This window comes from Francisella sp. 19S2-4 (assembly GCF_036281795.1).
Lineage (GTDB): Bacteria > Pseudomonadota > Gammaproteobacteria > Francisellales > Francisellaceae > Francisella.
In genome coordinates, this window is record NZ_JAWUZH010000006.1 from 1 (window position 1) to 20,033 (window position 20,033).

Here is a 20,033-nt window from a genome sequence, read left to right on the forward strand (position 1 = left end):
TTTAAGGCTAAGTTTTTACTAAAAATAGCAAAAATATTCCTATTCATAGAAATTGAAAGATTTATTCAACAGTCTTTATAACATTAAAAAGTAGATTAAACTTATCATCCATAGTTTGTTTTATTTGATAGAAATCAAGAGGAAACTTATAGTTAATACCACCAAATTGATATAAAAAACGAATATCTTTACTTTCTAATTGAGATATAAGTTTAGGAATATCATTATCTGTAAACTTTTTTAACTTAATCATAGGGAAATTATTTATTATTAATAGTAGTTTTATTGATATTTCTTAATATCTATTACTTTTAATAATACTATCAACAATGGTGGTATTGCCATCAATATTCCAAAGATAATCTGATTATCTAAATTTACATATGAAACTGCAGATGATACTACTGTTGCAGTAGCGATCTGTAGAAAACCAAACATTGCAGAAGCAACACCAATATCTGTATGAACATTTTTATATGCGCATATATAAGTTGCCGTAAATTGAAAAGTGTTTCCACAAAAAGCTAATGCACATAATGCAGTAATTACAATAGTATTTATTCCAACAAAAAAATATGAAATGGCTAATATTACACCACAAAATACAGAAAATAACGCACTACATAAGCTAACTACATTCATATCCAATTTACCTACTTTATTCTTAAAAAGAATTAAAAACATTGCAGCAGGAACAATAGCTGCCGTAGATAAAAGTGAATACTCAAATGCAGTAAAATTTAAACGGACTTGAAAAAGAAATGGAGAAAGTGTTGCAAATACAAATATTGTTGATAAAGCTAGGCCACTACAGATAGCATTTAAAACGAAACCACAATTTGAAAGTATTTTTTTATATGACTCTAAAAGCTTACTAGTACTTTTTGGTATGCTCTCCAAATGTAAGTATCTTAAAATTAAAATCATTACAATAATAGCCATTAATGAATGTAATGCAAAATTACCACGCCATCCTATACACTCCTGTATAATTCCACCTGTTATCGGTGCTAAAGGAGGTGTCAAAGATACAATACTAGAAATCACGAGACTAGCCTTAGCCAAAGAATGATTATCTTTAAATACATCTTTCATAATAGCCCTAAATGAAATAAAAGAGCTCCCCATACCTATACCTTGTAGGAAACGAAAGAATAATAGCTGATCTTCACTTTGTGCTAACATACTTAGAATACTAGCCAAACAAAAAACAATATAGCCCAACAAAAGAGCTTGTTTACGACCATACTTATCAGAAAGATAACCAAAACCAAATACTGAGCAAGTCATACCTAAGAAATATATTCCAACGGTAAGCTTAACATCCTTAGCTGCTGCACCAAAATAACTCATAATATGAGGTAAAGATGGTGTAAAACTATCTGTAGCAAACTGTGACATAACCCCTAAAAGACAGATAATTAAAATCACTGTCCTTTCTGAAGATATTTTCTTTACTTGACCTTTGGCCATGTTATAAAACCTATAGAGTTATTATCAGATTACAAAGCTTTTATTAACTGATCTTGACTACTGAAATATTGTTTAAATAAATCTTTATACTTAACCAACTCTTCATAAGTTAGTAAGAATACTCCATCTCCACCTTCACTAAAGCTTAACCATGTAAAAGGTATATCTGGACACATTTCCATCAAAGCATATTGACTATTACCGACCTCTACGATTAATACCCCTTTTTCTGTCATATATTGATCTGCTTCTAGAATGATTCTTTTGGCAAGGTCTAAGCCATCATCTCCAGCTTCAAGAGCTAGTTTTGGCTCATAATGATACTCTTTAGGCATACTATCTAAATCTTCTTTATCTACATAAGGAGGATTTGAAACTATAACATCAAATTTTTGCCCTTTTAAATTATCAAATAGATCTGATTTTACAGCTGTTACTCTATCTGTAAGCTGGTGCTTTTTTATATTATGATTTGCTATTGCTAAGGCATCATCAGAAATATCTACTAAAGTTATATCAGCATCTTCAAAAACAGTTGCTGATGCGATACCTATACAACCACTACCCGTACATAGATCTAAAACATTTTTTACATCATAAACATCATTAACCCATGGAGAGAAATCATTACGTATAAGCTCAGCAATTGGAGATCTAGGTATAATTACTCTTTCATCAATATCAAACTCCATACCAGCAAACCATGCTTTTCTTAGGATATATGGTAATGGTTTACGCTCGTATGCTCTTTGATAAACATATTCTATTATTATTTTCTTTTCCTCTAAAAGGAGTCTTGATGCAACCATATTACCATCTATATCATGAGACATATTGATTGCAGAAAGCACTAAATGTACTGCCTCATCCCAGATAGAATCAGAACCATGGCCAAAATATGCTTGATTAACAGACATCTCTGAAATAGACCAACGGATATAGTCTCTTATAGTATGTAAATTATTTATAATATCTTGTTGTTTTTCTTGACTATACATTTATTAACCTTTTTTCCATGTAGTACCAGTTGCACTATCTTCTAGTATTATTCCTTGCGCTTGAAGCTGATTCCTAATATCATCAGCTCTAGCATAATTTTTATCTTTCTTAGCTTGAGCTCTCTCTGCAATTAGTTCTTCAATTTCAGCAGCATCAACACCATCATCTTGCTTAAAGTACTCTTCGACATCTGTAAATAAAACACCTAACACATCACATAATTTACGTAAAAGATATGCGTAACCACTAGCCTTGTACTTATTAGTAGTTTTTAGAGTATTTATTTCTTTTGCTAGACTAAACAATACAGCTAAAGCCTCTGGAGTATTAAAGTCATTATCCATAGCCTTAATAAATTTCTCTTCATACTTGCTAGCATCATCAGGAAGGTTTATCTCTAGAGGTTCAATATCTCTTAGAGCATTGAACAATCTTTCAACTGATGCTCTTGCATTATCAAGATTTTCTTTCGAGTAATTAATCTCACTTCTATAAGAAGTCGAAGCTAAGAAATATCTAACAACTTCAGGATGATATTCTTTTAGTACATCAACTATTGTAAAGAAATTATTCAAAGATTTAGACATTTTCTCAGCATTAACTTTTACCATTCCCGAATGAAGCCAATAATTAGCAAATGTACAACCATTACAAGCTTCTGATTGTGCTATTTCATTCTCATGATGCGGAAATCTCAGATCAGAACCACCAGCATGGATATCAAAGGTATCACCTAACAATTTCTTGGACATCGCAGAACATTCAATATGCCAACCAGGACGACCTGCACCCCATGGTGAGTCCCACGCAGGCTCACCTTCTTTTGCCATTTTCCAAAGTACAAAATCCATAGGATTTTCTTTTTCATCAACCACATCAACTCTTGAGCCTTGCTGTAATGCTTCAAGATTTTGTTTACTTAGCTTACCATAATCGGCGAACTTAGTTACACGATAAAACACATCTCCATTAGCTCCCTGATATGCATACCCTTTTTGCACTAACTCCGCAATCATAGCTATCATCTCAGGAATAGTTTCTGTAGCCCTAGGCTCTTTGCTTGGTCTTAAGATATTTAGTTGATCAAATGCATCATGCATAGATTTAATAGTTCTTTCCACTAATTGACTAATAAATTCTCCATTTTCATTTGCTCTTTTGATGATCTTATCATCAATATCTGTGATGTTTCGAACGAAAGTAACATCAAATCCACGATACTTAAAATATCTATTAATGACATCAAATGCTATATTAGTGCGAGCATGTCCAATATGACAATCATCATACACTGTGATGCCACAAACATACATTCTAATTTTATTTGCCTCAATAGGCTTAAACTCTTCTTTTTTTCCAGATAGAGAATTATAAAAAATCATAAGATAAACAGCCTAATTTTACATATTTGTATATTATAGATTATCAGTATAACTAATATTGGTTTTTTTTTGAACTTTTAATGCTCAAAGCTTTTGTATACTACATTAAGGTGAGGTACAACACTATTCAATTTAGCCATAGCTTCACAACCATTAGGATATGCGGAGCAACCTGTGTCTAAATATATTCTTGAAGCATTATTACAATTATTATCAATATTACACTGTAGACCATTACTCATAGCATAAATTTTTCCATCTCCATCACGACTTATCTGAAATTTTGATCCAGAATAGATAGATACTGAACTTATCAATGACCTTGATGAAATATCTTCAACGTATATTTTCTTATCTGTAACAATAAATAGTGCACCGAATTTCACAATAAGTTTTTGTATAACTTCTCCTGAAAAACTATCTTTTGAAATTAGTGTTGGTGCAGATACTCCTCGACTATAAAGATATATGTAAACTGTATCCGCATTAAAATATATTATATAAAACTGTGTTGTATTCTTCTTCACAAGAATAGGATCATCCGAGACCTCTGCAGTTAGGGTAGCTTTTGTTGAATCAGTACCATCACCCAAAAGATAGTTCCCTTCTAAATTGAAATCTAGAACATTCTTTTGCTCAAAAATCAGAGGGGTTCCTGGACTTAGCGTAAATAAAGCATCAGGTATAGATATATGGATTTTAGATTTATCAACAATTTGATTACCAATAGTATATGTATCTGCTTCACTTGCTGTATAAACATTATTAGAACTAATAGTTTTATAAAGGCTTATCTTATAGTCACCACTATAACTATTGTTAACAACACTAGGAAACTCTTCTAAGATTAAAGGTTTAGGTACATCTTTCGCATTATCATAATACCATCTCACAGATAATATATCTCCATCTCCTACACTCAACCCTCCGACCTCTTGCCAATTAGAAAGTCCTAGTTCAGCTGCTGAAGCATTTTCCCTAAGATTCGATAATGTTGTTGTAGAAGTATACACCCTATCATAATCATATATAGCCAAGTAGAAATTCCACTCCCCTCCTATAAGACCCCAACCAACACTAATTCTATAATCATCTAAAGAAATATTCTTAGGAAAACCAATATTTAAGCTATTTCCATAAGCATTAATAACTAACTTCTCGCTTGGATTATCATGACAAGTCCCTCTATAGTCTCCATCATGTCCAGCATGCCCCGCCCAACCATTTTTTGAAATATCTATAACTTTACTTCCTCCATTGCCATTTCCTTCATTTACATGGCATATCAGAGTTTTATGTTCATGCTTAGATGTTTCACAACTACCATTTATTGAGGTTCCAGCCGCATCACACTCATCTCCCTCACTTGAACCAGAACCACTATTAAATAGAGGTTTTTTTATATAACCAATATAGCCCCCATATATAGCTATTTTATTATCTTGCAAGCCAAGTTTATAATCCTTCAAAGAATCACTCATAGCATCGATATTAATATACGGCAGATTTAGTGGAATTATAGTTTCTTCATATTGGCTCATCGTAATATTTGGTAAAATATTAAAAATAAAGTCGCGAGAATATCTATTTATATTATTATCTAAAAACTGATGTCTTAACCTATAACTAATTAAATATGGCGTTGAATTATATAGTGTTACATTAGCATTCATAAAATCAAAGCCAGGGGTAATACTATCAAGAGTGGTAATAAACTTAAACTGTCCAATCGTTTCTTCTGAATCTTTTGATAGGTCTGCTGAACCTATAACATTACTAAAATACCCTTCATGAACATTTATGTTTTCTGTTTGATCTATTTGAGTTCTTACTGAAAGAGAGTTTATATTAAAATTATATGCTAAAGCAGATATCACTACCATTACGACAAAAGCAAATATTAGTACAGCTAATAACGAAGATCCTTTTATATTTTTAACTCTCATATAAAACCTTACAAGTTAATTATCTTACTAAAACTCTTACCATCAACATTAAATGAAACTCTTAGCGTTGGATATGCTGAAGTATCTATAGCTGTATCTGAGGTAATACTATTCCATGTAGTATTACCTCCATTTACTGTAGCATATTCAACTTGTAAATCACTAACTCCTCTTACTAACTCATATGACATGCCTGTTGAAGCGCTATCTTTTATATATACATATAATGAGTAAATACTCTGACCATTATCATCTTTTTGACCAGTATCTCTTATATATAATATTTCTAAAGAATATTTGCCAATATAATCTCCAGGATAATATTCTGCACTTTGAGGAGCTCTAGATAAACCTACTGTATTTGTACCTTCATTTATACTAGAGACTCTTACTAAATTTATAGCATTTCTATTACATAAAAATAGATAGTCCCCTGTACTGATATTATTTATTGACTTAACACCTAGAGTAGTATCTAAAGCATTTATAGTATTAAACTCTGTATGACTATCTTCTTTTTTTACCATAATATAATCAGTACCCTTCTGATAGCACTCTCCAGAACAGTCTGATTCTAATGCCCCAGGAATATGATTAGATACAGTTAATGGTAAAGATCCCACCCTTAGCATAGAGCTTGTATAAAAAAAGTTATCTAACGAATCTGACGTACTATCATAATAATCTTGGTTAAAATAACCAAACTTGCATGCAAAGCCAACATCTTTGACAAAATCATAGACAATATTTTTAACTAATAATTCTTTTGTCTCAATCTCTGTTTTACTTTTATATAAGTTGTATTTATTTTTTACTGTAATATAAGAAGTTATTAATGCGGCAACAACAATCATTGAAATAGCTGTAGAAATTAAAAGACTAATTAAAGTAAATCCTGAAATTTTATCTTTTCTAAACCGCAACTTCACATCTCTTTGAACCATTATACAACACACCATGAAGGCAAAAGCTCTTTAGTAAAACCATAAGGCGTACAATGCCATATTATTCCAGAGGGTGTAATATCTGCATTAGTCATAGGACTAATAAGTACATACGCCCCATAAAAATCAAAAGGAGGATTATCCAAAGGTTGTGTTGTATTAAGCTGAGTATTACCCAAATTTAACGATACCCCCGTACTACTTGAATGCTTCTCCGTACTTGATGACAAATATGTTTGTCTCGCTATATTTATATCTGCAATTACTGAAGGATCATCAATCACACTAACTCCTGCATTTATATATATTTCATTAGCCCTCTGCATGTAAGCACCTAATTGTTGGTTTATTATATCTGCAACCGAACTCTTAGCATATGCTCTCTTTATTATTTGTAGGTCAAAATTCTCATTTACTGCAGTAAATATTTGAATATTATCCGCACCTATAGCTTTAGAAAAGCTCATATTTGTAGTTGAACTATCATCAAATTTCCCTGTCAACATAAAATCACTAATTCTACTATCTAGCTCATCTGCCAACTCAACTCTCTTCTCTATTAAAATAGCTTTAGAAATTATATTACCTATAGCATAGAAAATAGTGAAAAACAAAAACATAGCTAAAGCAGAAGATATCAATACTTCTAATATTGTAAATCCTTTGTTTTTGCTATTTTTCATATAAATCTATAATTAACCTTACACGTAACTATTTTAACTATTTGCACTTATTAATTCTAACATAAAAATACATATGGGCTTTTCAAATTAAGTTATTTTGGTTTCAAAATTAATAGTCGCTATAAACTACTCCGAATAAGATATATTCTAAATATTAAATTTTGATAAAACTTATTAAATCTTAATAAGCCCTCCTACAAAAAAGATATACATAAAAATGATGAAAATAAATTAAGATTTTTTGTTACATTTAGCATATGTACATCTATCTTTATTATTTAAATCTTTAATAGCTTTAATATCGCTTAACTTATGTTTAACTAGCATATCCTGAACAGACTTAGATTGAGTAAATCCATGCTCTATATATACACTCCCACCCTTATTTAAATATAAGCACGTTTGAGAAATAATAATTTTAATATCTGCCAAGCCATTATCTTCAGCAAATAACGCACTCTGCGGCTCATGTTTTTTTACCTCTTGAGCTATATCCTCATCACAGAAATCTATATATGGCGGATTAGAAACAATAATATCAAATCTCATATTATCTAGATTTTGATACCAATTGCTTTGTATAAACTCAACATTTGATATTTTATTTTCTTTAGCATTTTTCTTAGCTATATCTAATGCTTTATTTGAAAAATCTACCGCTATAACATGACTGTTTGGTAATTCAGATGCTAAAGCTAAAGCTATTGCTCCAGTACCAGTTCCAAGATCGAGTATCTTTAACCTAGTATTCCTATTTGATATATCATTTAATACTGCTTCAACTAAAACTTCAGTATCTGCACGGGGAATAAGTGTATCTTGAGTTACAAAGAGTTTTTGATCCCAAAAATATTTATATCCCAAAATGTAAGCCAGAGGCTCTCCTTCTAAAAGACGATTTACTTTAGTATTTATCTCTTGGATAAAACTATCTTCTATAATTTTGTCAGAATTTAGGTACAGATAAGTTTTATCAACATTTAAAACATCACAAAGAATTGTTTGGATATCATTTTTAAATATAAATAAATCACCAATTTCTAAAGCAGATTTAGAATAGCTTTCTATAGATTGCTGATTTACTTGCTTATGCTTATAATTCTCAACTACTGAAAAAATAAAAGATGAAACTGTATACTTACTCATCAGACATTGTTGCTAAAAGATCGGCTTGATACTCTAATACTAAAGGTTGAATAATACTATCTAAACTTCCCTCCATAACTTCATCAAGTTTATAAAGAGTTAAGTTAATACGATGATCTGTAACTCTTCCCTGAGGATAATTATAAGTTCTAATCCTTTCAGATCTATCTCCACTTCCAACTAAGCTTCTTCGTGTATCTGACTGCTCTTTCTGTTGCTTATCGATTTCCGCTTGAAGCAATTTTGATTTTAGCATTGACATCGCTGCTGCACGGTTCTTATGTTGAGACCTTTGATCTTGGCACTCTACAACAACACCTGTAGGAATATGAGTTATCCTAATTGCTGAATCTGTTTTGTTAACGTGCTGACCACCAGCTCCAGATGCTCTGAAAGTATCAACTTTTAGATCTGCTGGATTTATATCAATTCCTTCTACCTCATCCACTTCAGGCATAACAGCTACTGTACATGCTGATGTATGTACTCTACCTTGAGATTCTGTTGCTGGCACACGTTGTACCCTATGCGCGCCTGATTCAAATTTTAACTGTGAATATGCTCCATCTCCGTTAATCTTTGAAATAATTTCTTTATATCCGCCATGCTCACCTTCACTAGCTGAAATCACCTCTACTTTCCAGCCTCTTTGCTCTGCGTATTTAGAATACATTTTAAATAAGTTACCTGAGAATATAGATGCTTCATCTCCTCCTGTACCAGCTCTTATTTCTAAGAACACATTAGCATCATCATTAGGATCTCTAGGTAAAAGAAGTACTTGTAATTCAGCCTCTAGATTTTCTATAGCCTCATTTGCTGACTTAAGCTCTTCTTTAGCCATTTCAACAAGTTCAGCATCTTTTTCATTAAGCATTTCTTGAGCAGTCTTTTTGTCCTCTAGAGCTTGAGAATAATCTTTAAATGCTTTTACTATAGGCTCAAGATGAGAGTACTCTCTTGATAAGTCTCTAAACTTATTTTGATCTGAAATAACTCCAGCATCACTTAGTAAAGCACCGACCTCTTCATGTCTCTCAATTAGACTTTGTAATTTTGCTTTAATAGAATCTTTCATTTATTTTTCCACATTTAAACCAAACATTCGTTTCATACATACAAGGCAATCATTTCTACCTTGTTTAGAAGCTTCTTTCATACCTATCACAGGATAGTGTAAAACTTTTTTCTTAATTTCATAGGCAAATCTTTTCATAATTTCTTCAGCATCTTTGCCATTTCTAATTTTAGATAAACTTTTCTCTAATGATAAATCAACAAGCCCATCAGCTTTATCAAAAAGCTCTTTAATTGCACTATTTGAGATAATAGCCTTTTCTTTCTCTAAATACTCTTCTAATGACTTAACAATAATTTTCTGAGCTCTAGAGCTTTCATGCTTTCTTTTATCTTTATTATCAGAAATTACTGCATTAATATCATCAACACAATAATAAACATTTTGTCCTATTTCACCTAGCTTTGGATCTAATGCTTGAGGTATTGAGATATCAATAAAAACTCTTGGTTTGGTATCAACATCACCTACAGCTACTATATAATCTTTTGCATTTATAGCTGTAATTATAATATCTGCTTTTTTCACAAGAGCATCTAATTCTGTTAGTCGATGTGAGCTTGCATTTCTAAAACTAGAAGTAATCTTTTCTGCTTTTTCAATAGTCCTATTTGCTAACATAATCTGTTTAGGTGCAAGAGCTGTAACATGTCTAAACAGAAGTTCTCCTGTTTGTCCTGCACCGATTATAAGCACATTTTTTGTTGAAATATTATCTAACTGTTTTTTAGCAAGAGTAATTGCAGAAAAAGCAACTGAAACAGGACAATGCCCTATCCTTGTTTCACTACGAACTTTCTTTGCTGTAGCAAAAACTCTCTGAAAAACTCTATCAAGTTCCTTACCTAAAGCATGACTTTTTTTACTTAGCGTATATGAATCTTTAACCTGACCTAGTATTTGTGGTTCACCTAAAACCATTGACTCTAAACCACAAGCAAGTTTCATTAGATGCATTATCACCTCAGTGCCTTGTCGTAGTTTAAAATAATCTTTTATCTTATACTCAGGATTTCTAACATATCCTTGCCACCATACTAGAACATCATCAACAACCCTTAAATCAGATATTTCTAGATATATTTCTGTACGATTACAGGTTGATAGAATAACTGCATGAACGACATTATCTATAGCAAGTATTGATCTATATAACATAGACACATCTAAACCAGATAGTGCAAATTCGCTACGAACTTCTATTGGAGACTTTTTATAATCAATTGCTAGAGATATTAATGCCATATTAAAATAAAAATGTATTACAATAATTAACTTAGAAAAACAAAAGTGTATTTTAACATAAAAGTATTAGACATTACATTCTAATATGATTAATAAACTTAGAACGTTTATTACTTTTATGTTAAGATGTTGTAAAATTTATTGAAAAAATAAATCACAAATATGACTATTAAAGGCTTAACAAAAAAACAAAACCAAGCGTTATATACGATAGTTGGCATAATTATTGTAGCAATTATATGTACTATAATATTCCAATTCTATAATTCAAATAATCATAAAAAAATTTTAGAAGCATCTGATGCTTATCAAAAAGCTTTAATTGCTAGTGAGAACTCAGATACATCACTAAATACAAAGATATCTAAATTCACCACAGTTGTAGACCAATATCCAAAAACTAGTTTTGGTATATTTGCTAGTTGGCAATTAGCTGATTTATATATAACTCCGACAAAGTTAGATACTAATAATTTCAACATGAATATTACAAATCTACCAAAAGCTATAAAAGTACTACAACAAAGTATCAAAGATAATTCTGATGATAGCTTAACTAACGTTACTAAAACTAGACTTGCTAGACTTTATATTGCATCTAAACAACCTGATCAAGCAATAAAAACACTACAAAGCTTAGGATCATTAGGTAATAAAGCTTACCCTCTAATGCTTTTAGGTCAAGCATATCATCAAAAAAATGATAAAGCTAAAGCCCTAGATGCTTGGCATAAGGCCTTACAAGATCCAGATAGCTCTGCTGAATTTAAAGAAGTAATTACACAACTTATAAATAACTACTAAATTAGAAACAATGAAAAAATCTTATTTTCTTACAATACCTCTATTATTATCATCTCTAATAACTAGTTGTTCTAAAAGTAACGTACCCCCTCCTACGCCCCTTAATGAGAAACCTCCTACAGATGTTCATATAAAGGTAAAATGGAAAAGAAGCACTGGGAATGGTGATAATGGACTAGGTAATTATAATTTAGCTCCTACATATTCAAATGACATGGTATTTGTTCCTAATGAGAATGGTATGGTATATGCCTTATCAATGAAAAATGGTAAAGTAATATGGAAAAAAAATACCCATACGAGCTTATCTGCTCAGCCTAATACTATTGCAAATGCTATAATCTTTGGTTCAATCAAAGGGAAGTTAACTGCATTAGATGATAAAACTGGAAAAACCTTATGGCTTAGCGAAGCTCCTAGTAGCTTATTTGCTCAACCAACCATTTATAGCAATTATATTTATACCCATACTCACGATGGTTCAGTTTCAGCTTTTGATGCTAGAGATGGCTCAAAAGAATGGAGTGCCTCAAACAATATCCCAGAATTGATTCTACCTGGTAACTCTTCCCCTATTGTACTAAATGATACAGTGATGATTGGCTCTTCTTTTGGTACAGTTCTTGGTTTTACTGTTAAAAGTGGAGATAAAACCATTAACATCCCAATTGCCATTGCTCACGGATCATCTCCTGCAGATAAAATGGTTGATATAACTGCAAATCCAATGTTGTACCATCGTTACTTAATATTTGCAGCATTCCAAAGTGCTATAGTTGCTCTAGATAAAGACTCAGGAAAAATGTTATGGGCTAAGAAAGCTTCTATAATTACCAATATGGCTATAGACAACAATGTCATATTCACAACTCAAGCAGATAGTGAACTAAAAGCATATAATATAGAAAACGGTGAAACAGTTTGGACTCAAGATACATTAAAGTGGCGTAAAATAACTGGCCCAGTATATTATAAAGGCTTAATTGTTGTTGCTGACTACCAAGGATATCTACACTTCTTTAGTTCCTTAAATGGAGAATATCTTGGTAGATACAAGCTTACGCCAACACCAACACTATTTCCAAGCACAGGGATCTCAGCCCAACTAGTGCCAACTAAAGATGGTATTCTTGTTGAAGATGAAGATGGCACAACTTACTTAGTTGATGCATATAGTGATAAAGTTATATATGAAAGTATTTTAGGAGACTACGAAGTCGATAAAGGTGCCAATGTGGATCATATTAAAGCATCGATCAAACCAGCAGCCATAGCAGAAGCTATTAAAAAAGCTAAAGAAGAAGACTCAAAAGGCTTAAAAGTCAATGTAATAATAGGAGACTTTAGTAAAGGTAAACCTACTGATGTATAAAGGCATAAGACCATCAATATTTATTTTAATCCTAATGGTCTCGTTAGGACCATTTGGTGATACTATCTACGCACCAGCACTACCTGAGCTAAAGAAAATTCTCAGTACAGACTATCCTCATGTTCAACTTACAATAACTTCATACTTACTAGGATATTCTATCAGTCAAATATTGTATGGTCCTTTTTCTGATAGATTTGGTCGTAAACCAATAATGTTACTTGGATCAAGTTTCTTTATAATTAGTTCGATTATTTGTATTTTTAGTAGTCATATTGATACTCTAATATACGCTCGTCTGTTACAAGGTTTTGGTGCTGCTGCAGGAGGAGTTATTGCAACAGTTGCTGTTAAAGATGCTTTCAAAATTAGTGAACAAGGTGCAGTTTTTGCCATTATGAATATAGCTTTTGCATTAGCACCTGCTTTTGGCGCTATACTTGGAGTATTTTTAAGTCCATCACTAATATTCTGGGTATTATTAATTGCAGCAAGTTTATTATTTATAAAGGTAGCTCTCTTTTTCCCTGAAACTATTAGAGAAAAGAACTTTGAGGCACTAACAATAAAGTCTCTATTTAGAAACTATTTTTCACTATTTAAAGATCATCAGTTCTTCTTTGCTACTTTTGTATTAGGCCTAAATATTAGTATAATATATGCTTGTCTTGTTACGGCACCTGATATATTTGTAAATATCTTAAAGCTTGAGAAATCCAACTTTTTATATTTACTTACTCTAATGGTTATTGCTGTTGTTTCAGGCTCTATAGTATGCTCAAAACTTAGTCGCATAATAGCCTATAAACATCTTATTAACTTTGGTATGACTTGTACTTTAATATCAGGGATATTACTAATTTATGCATTCAAAAAATTTACAGGCTTAGAGTTATCTTTAGCGTTAACAGCTATACTATCTTTAACCTTTGTAGGAGTATCTTTTAGTGTTCCTTTACTAACTCCAATAGCATTAGAAAATTTCTCTACAACAGCAGGCGCAGCTTCCTCAATAATGGGGTTTATGCAAATGGGAATCGCATCAATTACAACAGCCATTATGAGTCAAATTAGCCTAGGAAGTGAATTTACATTATCTCTTGCCTTTATATTATTACCATTAATAGGATTGATAGTATTTTTACCTTATAGTTGTTACTTCTTAAAGAAATAGCTATTAACCTTTGCTAAGCTTACGAATTAAGTAAATTATGTGATAAAATTTCTCTTAATAAATATAAATTTATCGATCTAATCAATATATAAATGCAAAATTATAATGCTAAATCAATTGAAGTGCTAACTGGTCTAGATCCTGTCAAAAAAAGACCTGGGATGTACACTAATACAGAAAATCCAAACCATCTTATACAAGAAATTGTAGATAATAGTGTTGACGAAGTCCTTGCAGGATTTGCTAATAAAATAGATATCACACTTTATCAAGACAATAGTATAGAGATCTCAGATAATGGCCGTGGTATGCCTGTAGATATACACCCAGAACATAAAATGTCAGGAATTGAACTTATCATGACTAAGCTTCACTCTGGTGGCAAATTTAGTAACAAAAACTACACTCATTCCGGTGGTCTTCATGGTGTTGGTGTTTCTGTTGTTAATGCACTATCAAGTAGGCTTGAAGCCGAAATTAAAAGAGATGGACAAATTTATAATATAGTCTTTGAAGATGGTTTTAAAACTAAAGATTTAGAAATTATAGATACAGTTGGTAAAAAAAATACTGGTACGAAAATTAGATTCTGGCCGAATAAAAAGTATTTTGATGATATAAAAGTAAATCTTAAAACTCTAAAGAACTTACTAGAGGCAAAGGCCATACTTTGTAAAGCTCTCACAATCAAATACTCAAACGAAGTTAAAAAAGAAAAGTTAGTATGGCATTTTGAAGATGGGCTTAAAGGTTACTTAGAACATAAGTTAGAATCTGAAATTCTTCCTAATAAGCCATTTATGATAGATAACTTCTCAAATGGAGAATCTTTCTTAGATGCTGTGTTTTGTTGGTGTGAAACACCTGCTGAAGCAATAAAAAACAGTTATGTTAATTTAATTCCAACACCTCAAGATGGTACTCATGTAACGGGTCTTAAAAATGGAATTTACGATGCTATTAAAACATATATAGAAAAAAACTCTCTAAGTGTTAAAAATGTAAAGATTACAGCAAATGACTCTTTTGCTCAGTTAAACTATGTTATCTCAATAAAAATAACAAACCCTCAATTTGCTGGACAAACTAAAGAAAAACTCTCAAACAAAGATGTCACAGCTTTTGTTGCTACAACAATAAAAGACCTATTAACTATATGGCTTAACCAAAATGCTGAAGAAGCTCGACAAATAATAGAAAATATTAATAGAATTGCTCAAAAACGTATCAATGCAGATAAAAAAACTGCTCGTAAACGTATAATGAACACATCTATTCGCTTACCTGGTAAACTCACAGATTGTATTAGCTCAGATATAAATTCAACAGAGCTATTTATTGTAGAGGGAGATTCTGCAGGAGGCTCAGCAAAACAAGCTCGTGACAAAAATTTCCAAGCTGTAATGCCTCTTAAAGGTAAGATCTTAAATAGCTGGGAGCTTGATGCTGATACAATCATGAACTCCCAAGAAGTCCACAACATAGCAACAGCAATAGGCGTTGATCCTGACAGTGATGATATATCCGGACTTAGATATAACAAAATTTGTATTCTTGCTGATGCTGATTCTGATGGTTTACATATTGCTACTTTATTATGTGCAATGTTTCTAAAGCATTTCAGAAAACTTATTGAGAATGGCCATATCTATATAGCTCAACCACCTTTATTTAGGATTGATATTGGCAAAAATACCTTTTATGCATTAGATGAAGCTGAAAAAGAAACCATTCTAGCAGAAAACTCTAAGTTAACTGGTAAAGTTAACATTATGCGCTTTAAAGGTCTTGGCGAGATGAATCCTATACAGCTACGTGAATCAGCAATGGATGTTTCATCTAGAAGACTATTACAATTAACTATATCTGATGTTTATGACGATACTGAAATATTAGATAAACTTCTAGCCAAAAAAAGATCTAAAGACCGCCGTGATTGGTTAGAAAATTATGGTGACAGAGCAGAGATAGATTAAGATATTTTATTTTTCTCTCGTCATTATTTTTAATATATCAATATCTGTCTTTTGCATACCCTCATCTGTTGCTATATAAACTATATTCTCAATAGTTTCCTCAACATCTTTACCAACTATTCCATCATATGCTGTTACACTATTTCCCAACACTGCTGCATTAACAGCATCATAAGCTGTGTATATTGAATTTGCAATCTTCATAGAACAAGATGAATTTGCTCCATCACACATAATTCCAATAATACTTGCTAAAGCATTAATTATAGCATTATTTACTTTTTCTAAAGGTTGATCTAACATCAATGCTATCCCTGCAGCAACTCCTGCTGAAGCACAAGTTGGACCACATAATGCTGATAATCTACCTATACGTGACTTTATATAAACAGTTACTAAAACAGCTAGAAACATTGCTTTATATAGTTGCTCTTGGCTTTTATTATTAAACTCAGCAAACTTTATTAATGCCATAGATATAGTTATACCAATATTCCCACTACCAGCAACAGTCATCACAGGCAATGCTGAGCCTCCCATACGCGCATCACTACCAGCAGATGCTGCAGCTGCAGCATTATTACGCACATCATCACCATAAAGACCCATAGCGATAGCAGACTTAATATTCTTACCTGTTTCAGCCCCATAACTATGATTTAAACCTTCTTGAGAAATTTTTGTATTATCCTTAACAACAAGATCAAATAAGGATTTGATTTTACTAACATCTAGCTTAGAGGATATTTCGTATAACTCTTTAATTGAAAATGTCTTGATAAGCTCATCTACTAGATTTTTTTTATTAGAAGTATCATCAACTTTATATAAGATTTTTTCATTCTTTTGGATTAACGTTATATTATTATGTGCATATTTAATTTCAACAATAGCCTTATTTTTTCCAAGATACCCTTCTATACAAATATAAAGTTTAATATTTTTATCTGATAGATGTATATTTATAGATTTCTTAGATAAGTATTTTTTTACATTTTCTAGATCTGAATTTGTTACATCTGCGATTACCATAAGCTCTTTATCAGCATCCCCAGCAACAAGACCCATTGCTACAGAAGCCTCTATACCAACCATACCTCCACTACCTGGGACTGTAACACTTTTTACATTTTTAATAATATTCCCAGAAGCATATACTTCTACTCTATCAGGTATATCCCCTAAGATTTGAGCTATTTTTGCAGCTGCATAAGCTAGAGCTATTGGTTCAGTACATCCTTGAGCAGGAACAATCTCTCTTTGTAATAAATCTAATAACTGTTCTTCTCTGTTCATAATACTCTCCACACAAATTTATATACTACTCAAAACCAATATGATATTGATTTACATAATAGCAAAAAACATTAATCGATTCAGTATCTGATAACTAACAGCTGATGCTAAAATAAACCCAAGAATAGATGTGGAAAATGCAACTGAAACGTTAAACCCTGTAAATCTAAGCTGACTATCTTCTGAGGCTATAGTCATTAAATTACCAAACTGTCCTCCTGCTGAAACACCTTGAAATATTCTTATTATAACTAAAATTAAAGGTGCAAAGACACCTACTGTTTGATAAGTTGGTATAAAAGCCATGATTATAGTTGGAATAGCCATAAATAATATAGCAATATTCATGGCAAAATGACGTCCTTTTCTATCACCAAGATAACCAAAAAAAATAGATCCTAATGGCCTAGCAATATATCCTGCAGCAAAAGTTCCAAAAGTTAGCAATAAAGATAGCCAACTACTTTGTGACGGGAAAAACTGTTGCGAAATGATTATTGCGAAATAACCATATAATGAATAATCATACCACTCAATCATATTACCAAATGATATTTTAACTGTTCTCATAAAACTTTTTTTAAATGACAATATTTGTCCTCCATATAAAAATATCCCTAAATATCTATTATTAGCAACTCATCTAATATTCTTAGATGAGACAAACAAATATTATCATTAAATTTGAAAAGTCGTTAAATATATGACAGCACTTTTTTACTAGTCTCTTTTAAAGTATTTATTAAGTCCAGCTGGGCTATTTACCTTACTCCAATCAAAACATTTACCCGGATCTGTTTTTCTTCCTGGAGCGATATCTTGATGTCCGGTAATACTATTTAAAGTCATATATGCATCTTTTAGATCTACCAATAAAATATTAAGACTTTCATATTGTTTAGGTACATAAGGAGTTTTATCAGTCCCTTGTAGCTCTATACCAATAGAAAAATCATTACAATTTTCTCTTCCTTGGAAGTTACTTACACCAGCATGCCAAGCTCTTTCATTAACAGATACAAACTGAATAATTTCACCTGTACGTTTTATATAAAAATGAGCAGAAACTTTAACTCCTTTTAGATCACTAAAACTTATATGAGAGTTACAATCTAATTTATTAGTAAATAAATCTTCAACATTATTATTAAGATACTGTCCCTCTGGCAAACTTATACAATGAACTACTACTAAATTTATATCTAAATCATTAGGTCTTTGATTAAAGTTTTCACTTACTATATGCTTAGCTTTTTTGTACCAACCTTGTTTGAACATCTTAGGTTTTCAAAATTAGTTATGATAATATTATACTGTATCAACTAACCTAGCGGTTTTAAATAATTTAATTATGAAGTGTTTAGATTGTAAATTAGCAAAAAATACTATTATATATGGGATTATTACATTAGTTATTGTAGTAATTAGCTACAATTTTTGGGATGTTAAAATAACTGATGCTATCCGCTCAGGTGATTTTTTTGGCACTAAGATAAGTACCTTAGCATCATTAATATCTCAAATAGCTTCACCAAAAGTCTGGGCTGTAATTACTTTAATAGTTACAGTGATTTGCATTATCAGATACTTACGTAACAAAACTCATACTAAATTATATGTAATGTCTCTATCTTTAATATTGACTATTATCGTTGCAAGTATTTTAAAAGTTTTACTTGCTAGATATAGACCTGAGATGCTTTTATTCAAAAATGAATATGGATTCCACTTCCTATCATTTAAAGATGCTTATAATTCTATGCCATCTGGTCACACTACTTTATCATTCGCTGGCTTATTAGCTATAGCAAACTTTTTTGAAAAAAAATATATTACAATAATCGCTATAATATTAGCAATTGTAGTTGCAATAAGCAGAGTTATTGTTTTGGATCATTATGTTTCTGATGTTATATTATCTGCATATATTGGATCATTTTGCTATTTATGGGCAAAAGCTTTTGTAGAAAATAGACAGACAGCTAAATAAAATCTTTAAAATAAGTCAAAGCCTTTCTATATACATCTTGTTTAAAATAAACGACATGATTGATTGGGTACCAATAGCTAACCCAACGCCAATTATCAAATTCTGGTGACTCATTAGCTTCTAAATCAATATTATTTTCTGAACTTTTTAGCCTTAGGAGAAACCACTTTTGTTTTTGCCCAACACAAACAGGTTCTCTATTTCTAAGTAATGAATCTGGGATATCATACTTATACCATTCTCTAGTTGAAGCTATAACTTCAACATCTTGAGGTCTCAAACCAACTTCTTCATGAAGCTCACGATACATAGCTTGTAAAGGAGTCTCTCCTGCCGATATACCTCCTTGGGGAAACTGCCAAGATGCTCTATTTCTTCTTTGCCCCCAAAAAACTCTATTTTGTCTATTAAGTAAAACTATAGCAACATTTGCTCTATACCCACTTTTATCTATCATTATTTAAAGAAATATTTCTTCTACCTAATATTTATTCTAAACTAATTTTTAATAGTTTGTTACTTTTC

Annotated in this window: 19 protein-coding genes; 5 read left to right on the plus strand and 14 right to left on the minus strand. The window is 31.5% G+C overall.

The genetic code is table 11. From position 1 onward, the window contains the following. Window positions 1-61: 61 nt before the first annotated feature. The 10 genes from R8535_RS02370 to R8535_RS02415 form a co-directional block, all read right to left on the minus strand. Window positions 62-253 carry a hypothetical protein gene (locus R8535_RS02370; protein WP_329496191.1) on the minus strand — a complete coding sequence of 64 codons (192 nt, stop codon included), beginning with the start codon at window positions 251-253 and terminating at the stop codon, window positions 62-64. Between the two features lie 29 nt (window positions 254-282). Beyond that, complete coding sequence (locus R8535_RS02375) at window positions 283-1,473, minus strand: MFS transporter (RefSeq protein ID WP_329496193.1); 1,191 nt, start codon at window positions 1,471-1,473, stop codon at window positions 283-285. Window positions 1,474-1,502: 29 nt separating this feature from the next. Beyond that, entirely contained in the window at window positions 1,503-2,471 is a 969-nt protein-coding gene (gene prmB / locus R8535_RS02380; RefSeq protein ID WP_329496195.1) for a 50S ribosomal protein L3 N(5)-glutamine methyltransferase, read from the minus strand. Window positions 2,472-2,474: 3 nt separating this feature from the next. Then, window positions 2,475-3,854 carry a cysteine--tRNA ligase gene (gene cysS / locus R8535_RS02385; RefSeq protein ID WP_329496197.1) on the minus strand — a complete coding sequence of 460 codons (1,380 nt, stop codon included), beginning with the start codon at window positions 3,852-3,854 and terminating at the stop codon, window positions 2,475-2,477. Window positions 3,855-3,931: 77 nt separating this feature from the next. Then, entirely contained in the window at window positions 3,932-5,800 is a 1,869-nt protein-coding gene (locus R8535_RS02390) for a hypothetical protein (RefSeq protein ID WP_329496199.1), read from the minus strand. 8 nt (window positions 5,801-5,808) lie between these two features. Next, the gene (locus R8535_RS02395) at window positions 5,809-6,729 is read right to left on the minus strand and encodes a PilW family protein (protein WP_329496318.1); all 921 of its coding nucleotides are present in this window, start codon (window positions 6,727-6,729) and stop codon (window positions 5,809-5,811) included. A gap of 14 nt (window positions 6,730-6,743) precedes the next feature. Beyond that, a complete protein-coding gene (locus R8535_RS02400; protein WP_329496201.1) occupies window positions 6,744-7,427 on the minus strand; it encodes a type II secretion system protein in 684 nt (227 codons plus the stop codon). A 231-nt stretch (window positions 7,428-7,658) separates the two neighbouring features. Further along, window positions 7,659-8,573: a peptide chain release factor N(5)-glutamine methyltransferase gene (gene prmC / locus R8535_RS02405; RefSeq protein ID WP_329496203.1), complete on the minus strand. Its 915-nt coding sequence runs from the start codon at window positions 8,571-8,573 to the stop codon at window positions 7,659-7,661. After that, the gene (gene prfA / locus R8535_RS02410; protein ID WP_329496205.1) at window positions 8,566-9,651 is read right to left on the minus strand and encodes a peptide chain release factor 1; all 1,086 of its coding nucleotides are present in this window, start codon (window positions 9,649-9,651) and stop codon (window positions 8,566-8,568) included. The genes prmC and prfA overlap by 8 nt, the downstream gene beginning before the upstream one ends. Then, the gene (locus R8535_RS02415) at window positions 9,652-10,896 is read right to left on the minus strand and encodes a glutamyl-tRNA reductase (protein WP_329496207.1); all 1,245 of its coding nucleotides are present in this window, start codon (window positions 10,894-10,896) and stop codon (window positions 9,652-9,654) included. It abuts the gene before it with no gap. A gap of 168 nt (window positions 10,897-11,064) precedes the next feature. Between R8535_RS02415 and R8535_RS02420 the strand changes: the two genes are divergently transcribed. From R8535_RS02420 to parE, 4 genes are all read left to right on the plus strand, one after another. After that, a complete protein-coding gene (locus R8535_RS02420; protein ID WP_329496320.1) occupies window positions 11,065-11,700 on the plus strand; it encodes a YfgM family protein in 636 nt (211 codons plus the stop codon). A gap of 10 nt (window positions 11,701-11,710) precedes the next feature. Beyond that, window positions 11,711-13,072, plus strand: a complete 1,362-nt coding sequence (gene bamB / locus R8535_RS02425; protein WP_329496209.1) for an outer membrane protein assembly factor BamB — start codon at window positions 11,711-11,713, stop codon at window positions 13,070-13,072. Beyond that, entirely contained in the window at window positions 13,065-14,246 is a 1,182-nt protein-coding gene (locus R8535_RS02430) for a multidrug effflux MFS transporter (RefSeq protein WP_329496211.1), read from the plus strand. The genes bamB and R8535_RS02430 overlap by 8 nt, the downstream gene beginning before the upstream one ends. Window positions 14,247-14,338: 92 nt before the next feature. Continuing rightward, on the plus strand, window positions 14,339-16,222 hold the full coding sequence (gene parE / locus R8535_RS02435) for a DNA topoisomerase IV subunit B (RefSeq protein WP_329496213.1): 1,884 nt from the start codon (window positions 14,339-14,341) through the stop codon (window positions 16,220-16,222). A gap of 6 nt (window positions 16,223-16,228) precedes the next feature. Here the strand turns inward: parE and R8535_RS02440 are convergent, their stop codons facing one another. From R8535_RS02440 to ampD, 3 genes are all read right to left on the minus strand, one after another. Continuing rightward, window positions 16,229-17,518, minus strand: coding sequence for an L-cysteine desulfidase family protein (locus R8535_RS02440; protein ID WP_329496215.1), 1,290 nt, complete (start codon window positions 17,516-17,518; stop codon window positions 16,229-16,231). 51 nt (window positions 17,519-17,569) lie between these two features. Continuing rightward, window positions 17,570-18,109 carry an MFS transporter gene (locus R8535_RS02445; protein ID WP_329496217.1) on the minus strand — a complete coding sequence of 180 codons (540 nt, stop codon included), beginning with the start codon at window positions 18,107-18,109 and terminating at the stop codon, window positions 17,570-17,572. Between the two features lie 129 nt (window positions 18,110-18,238). Further along, window positions 18,239-18,796 (minus strand): 1,6-anhydro-N-acetylmuramyl-L-alanine amidase AmpD, encoded by a 558-nt coding sequence (ampD, locus tag R8535_RS02450; RefSeq protein WP_329496219.1) that lies wholly within the window; start codon window positions 18,794-18,796, stop codon window positions 18,239-18,241. A 73-nt stretch (window positions 18,797-18,869) separates the two neighbouring features. Between ampD and R8535_RS02455 the strand changes: the two genes are divergently transcribed. Next, entirely contained in the window at window positions 18,870-19,508 is a 639-nt protein-coding gene (locus tag R8535_RS02455; protein ID WP_329496221.1) for a phosphatase PAP2 family protein, read from the plus strand. Here the strand turns inward: R8535_RS02455 and R8535_RS02460 are convergent. Then, the gene (locus R8535_RS02460) at window positions 19,501-19,965 is read right to left on the minus strand and encodes an RNA pyrophosphohydrolase (RefSeq protein ID WP_329496223.1); all 465 of its coding nucleotides are present in this window, start codon (window positions 19,963-19,965) and stop codon (window positions 19,501-19,503) included. The two genes, R8535_RS02455 and R8535_RS02460, sit on opposite strands and share 8 nt — an antisense overlap. Window positions 19,966-20,033 lie beyond the last annotated feature (68 nt).